The organism is Hydrocoleum sp. CS-953, assembly GCF_002260545.1.
Taxonomy (GTDB): domain Bacteria; phylum Cyanobacteriota; class Cyanobacteriia; order Cyanobacteriales; family Microcoleaceae; genus Trichodesmium.
On record NZ_LGSU01000734.1, the window covers coordinates 1 to 4,454 of the forward strand.

Genomic DNA, 4,454 nt, shown 5'->3' on the forward strand with positions numbered 1-4,454 from the left:
TGATTAACTTGATTTGATTTTAAATTCACCTCTGTTTCTGTTTCAACGAAAGAATTTACTAAAGATAAACTTTCACTTTTTTCTTCTTCTTCTAATTCCAAATTATTGGCTTGAGTAATATTTGATTTTGCTTGATTTTCATTTTCCTGGAGATTCAAATTTGCTTCTGCAATAACCTCTTGATTTTGATTTGCTTTTAAATTAACCTCTGTTTCTTTTTTAACGAAAGAATTTACTAAAGATAAATTTTCACTTTTTTCTTCTTCTTCTAATTCCAAATTATTGGCTTCAGTAATATTTAATTTTGCTTGATTTTCATTTTCCTGGAGATTCAAACTTGTTTCTGGAATTAACTCTTGATTAACTTGATTTGATTTTAAATTAACCTCTGTTTCTGCTGCAACTCCTACCTCCTGTACGGGCGAACGGCCGTTCGCCCCTACCAATCCTGATTCCTGATTCCTGGTGATATAATTTTTTAATGCCTTAATTAATGCTTCTACTTGAACTGGTTTACTTATATAGTCATTCATTCCTGCTTCTAAACATTCTTCGCTATCGCCCCGCATTGCATGAGCAGTCATTGCTATGATCCAAGGCCGTTTAGCTTCAGAGAAAATTTGGCAAATTCGTCTTGTTGCCTGTAAACCATCCATTTCTGGCATTTGTACATCCATGAAAACTACATCGTAGTGTTGACGACGTAATGCTTCTAGAGCTTCCAATCCATTATTTGCTACATCAGCACGATAACCTAATCTTTCTAAGACAAGTAGAGCTACTTTCTGATTTACAACTACATCCTCCGCTACCAGGATGCGTAATGGCAACAACCTAAATTCTGCTTCATTATCTAATATTGATTTTGCTTCTGAAGTTTTCGGTTTAAATGATATTGCTTGTTTTCCAAGTACAGAAACTAACATCTCATATAAATTAGACTGTTTAATTGGTTTACTCACAAAAGCTGCAAATGAAGCTCTACCTGCAATTTCTTCTGATGTCAGTTTGCCTACCGAACTGAGCATTACTAAAGGTAATTCTTGATAATCTGGTATAGATTGAATTTTTTCTGCTAAGGTTAAACCATCCATTTCTGGCATTTGNTCCAAGTACAGAAACTAACATCTCATATAAATTAGACTGTTTAATTGGTTTACTCACAAAAGCTGCAAATGAAGCTCTACCTGCAATTTCTTCTGATGTCAGTTTGCCTACCGAACTGAGCATTACTAAAGGTAATTCTTGATAATCTGGTATAGATTGAATTTTTTCTGCTAAGGTTAAACCATCCATTTCTGGCATTTGCAAATCTAGTATCGCAATATCAAATTTTTTCCCAGAGTTAATTAACTTTAAAGCTGCTGCTCCTGAATCCACTGCTTCCACTTTCATTCCCCAAGATTTTACCTGAAGGGTAAGAATTTTACGATTAGTTGCATTATCATCTACAACAAGTAGTTCCTTATCAGTAAGTTCAGGTTGTAGTTGTTTCAGATCAGATTCTGTCGTGGTTTCAGTTGCCATTGCCATCATAGTAAAATGAAATGTCGAACCTTTACCTACTTCCGTTTCCACCCACATATTTCCACCCATAGCTTCACTTAACCGTTTGCTAATAGCTAAACCTAATCCTGTACCGCCATATTGTCGAGTCATGGAAGCATCAATTTGACTAAAAGGCTTAAACAATCTTTCCAATCGCTTTTCAGGAATCCCTATACCTGTATCCTTGACAGCAAATGCTATCTCATATAGGTTATCAACGGGTGTGTGAATTTTCTGACTCACAGAATTTGTATTGGTTTGGTTNAGCATCAATTTGACTAAAAGGCTTAAACAATCTTTCCAATCGCTTTTCAGGAATCCCTATACCTGTATCCTTGACAGCAAATGCTATCTCATATAGGTTATCAACGGGTGTGTGAATTTTCTGACTCACAGAATTTGTATTGGTTTGGTTATTATCGCTATTTTTAAGCTGAGATAATTCCTGATGAGCTGATAACCATTTTTTCCCATCTACTGAAACAATCACTTCTCCACTAGCAGTAAATTTAACTGCATTAGAAAGTAAATTAGCAAGTATTTGCCGTAGTCTTGTCACATCCCCTACTATTGCTTCCGGAGTATCTTGATTAATAACGTATACTAATTCTAAACCTTTAGCACCAGCTTGAGACGCTACTAAATCTAAAGCTGATTCTACACAATTTCGGAGATTAAATGGTTGGTCTTCTAATTCTAGTCTTCCAGATTCAATTTTAGAAAAATCAAGAATGTCATTAATAATAGTTAGTAATGAATCACTACTATGACGAATAGTATCTACAAAATCGTATTGTTGAGAGTTTAATTCTGTATCCAGTAATAGCCCTGTCATCCCAATTATTGCATTCATGGGAGTCCGAATTTCGTGACTCATCATTGCTAAAAATTCACTTTTAGCTCGATTAGCAGTTTCAGCATCTTGTCTGGCTTTTTCTAATTCTAAATTTTCGGTTTGTAGTTGGATTTGTCTTTGTTTTTCTTGCTCTAAATGATCTGCTTGTGCTAGAGCAATTCCTACTTGTGCTGCCACTGACTCTAATAGATCGATTTCTTCATTTGCCCAACGACGATAGCGATCGCATTGATGTAAAACAATTACTCCATTCGGTTTTCCTTTATATGAGGTACGAACTGCTAATATTGACTTGACTCCTAATAAGCAACAAACATCACTATCTCTCATTAATAATGGATCTGAGTAAGTATTTTCACTGCTCATGGCTTTGTCTTGAGCTAATACTTTTTCTAGATTATGGTTTTCTTTCAATGCCAATAATAGACCTTCCATTGATTCATAATCAGGCTCAAGATATTCTGCTACTAGAGGAATTTGTCGTGATGGTTCAGCAATATAGTAATATATTAGGCAGCGATTTACTGTAAATGTCTGACCGATTAATATAACCGCTGTTTGAAAAATTTCTTCACTATCCAGGGTAGAACGGATTTCTGTGGTTAACTGTTTGTGAAGTAGAACTTGTTTTACTTGGTTTTCTAAGGCAGCTTTTGAAGAATGACGTTCTATTTGATTTCCTACCCATTGCGCCATTAACTTTAATATGTGGCGATCGCTCTCTTTAAAAGGTTCCTCCTTAGGATATGGACTCGCAAAGCTAAGAGTACCATAGATTTTTCCTTCTACCATGACGCGAAAACCAATATAAGCTTCTAACTTAAAAAATGTCTGAGCATAAGCAGGATGATGCTGCCATTCAGAATTTCCGGCAGCTTCCACACTAATTGGTTCATTTTTTTGAATAGTTTCCTCACAATAAGTTTGTTTAACATTAATGGTATCTCCTGCTTTAATCGGAAAAGGAAATCCCAAGGGTAATTGAGAGGCAACTACTTCATAACGTTCTTCTGTTATCTTTGCTAGAATTCCTATTTCTGTTCTATATCGTATCCGCCCCATACCCAAAATTCTTTGTAAAATAGCATCTAGGTCTAAGTTAGTTTCTGCAGCTACTGTGTAGAGACCTCTAATTACTGCTTCTGTTTCTTTAAGTTCAGTTTCTGCCTGTTTTTGTTGCGTAATATCAGTAACAATACCAAGAAATCCAATTATCTTGCCTTCACTATCCCGTTTACTTGTGATTACTAAACTTACTAAAATATCAGAACCATCTTTTTTAAGATAATGCCATTCTTGAGGTTCAGAAATTCCTTGTTTTGCTGATTTGACTAAAATCTCAAAATCTTTAATTGGATTATTGAATTTTTGAGTTAGTTCTTTACCGCGTTCTATTAGTTGGGATTTTTGATGAAAAAATGTCAGTTTTTCTTTATCTACGACTTCTTCTCTAGAATAACCTAATAGTTTTTCAGCACCAGAATTAAAAGTAGTAATCTGACCATTAATATCTGTAGTAATAATAGCAACTTCTGTGGCAGCATCAAGCACTTGTTGTAGATTTGCATTAATATCCGCCAGTTCTTTCTGTGCTAATTTATAATTTGTGATTACTTCGGTGAACATAATTATGCCACCTATTTCACCTATGCTATTCTGCCAAGGGTGCATTTCCCATCGTATCCACTCCAGGGAACCATCTACTTTGATAAACTGTTCTTCTTCAGATTTTTGTACTTCTCCTGCTAGACAAGCTCTAGAAATTTCCTGCCAGCGATCGTCTATATTAGGAAAAATTTCATAGTGACTACGCCCAATAATATCTTTTTCTGTCAAATTATTATCTATTAACCAACGTTTAGATGCCCATAAATAACGCATATCACAGTCAAAAATAACTGCTGCTACAGGATTATGTTCCAGTAGCAAGTCTTTAAAAATATCTTTTTCCTGTTTATTTTCGTCTATATCCAGGTTTTCAGGAATTTCACAAATAGTAATTAATCCACCAATAAATTGATTATTTTCATCATTGATAGGAGTATAATTA

The 4,454-nt window shown here is 34.8% G+C and carries 1 protein-coding gene and 3 pseudogenes; all 4 read right to left on the reverse strand.

Annotated elements, in window-relative coordinates:
• Positions 1-1,106: response regulator (locus AFK68_RS34735; protein ID WP_143437700.1), on the reverse strand; the 1,106-nt coding region annotated here is incomplete at both ends.
• 1 nt (position 1,107) lies between these two features.
• A pseudogene (locus tag AFK68_RS08725) lies at positions 1,108-1,596 on the reverse strand (response regulator); the annotation flags it as partial.
• Positions 1,570-1,812: pseudogene (locus AFK68_RS44595) on the reverse strand (ATP-binding protein); the annotation flags it as partial. The pseudogenes AFK68_RS08725 and AFK68_RS44595, both read right to left, overlap by 27 nt.
• A gap of 1 nt (position 1,813) precedes the next feature.
• Positions 1,814-4,333: pseudogene (locus tag AFK68_RS44600) on the reverse strand (GAF domain-containing protein); the annotation flags it as partial.
• Positions 4,334-4,454: the final 121 nt, after the last annotated feature.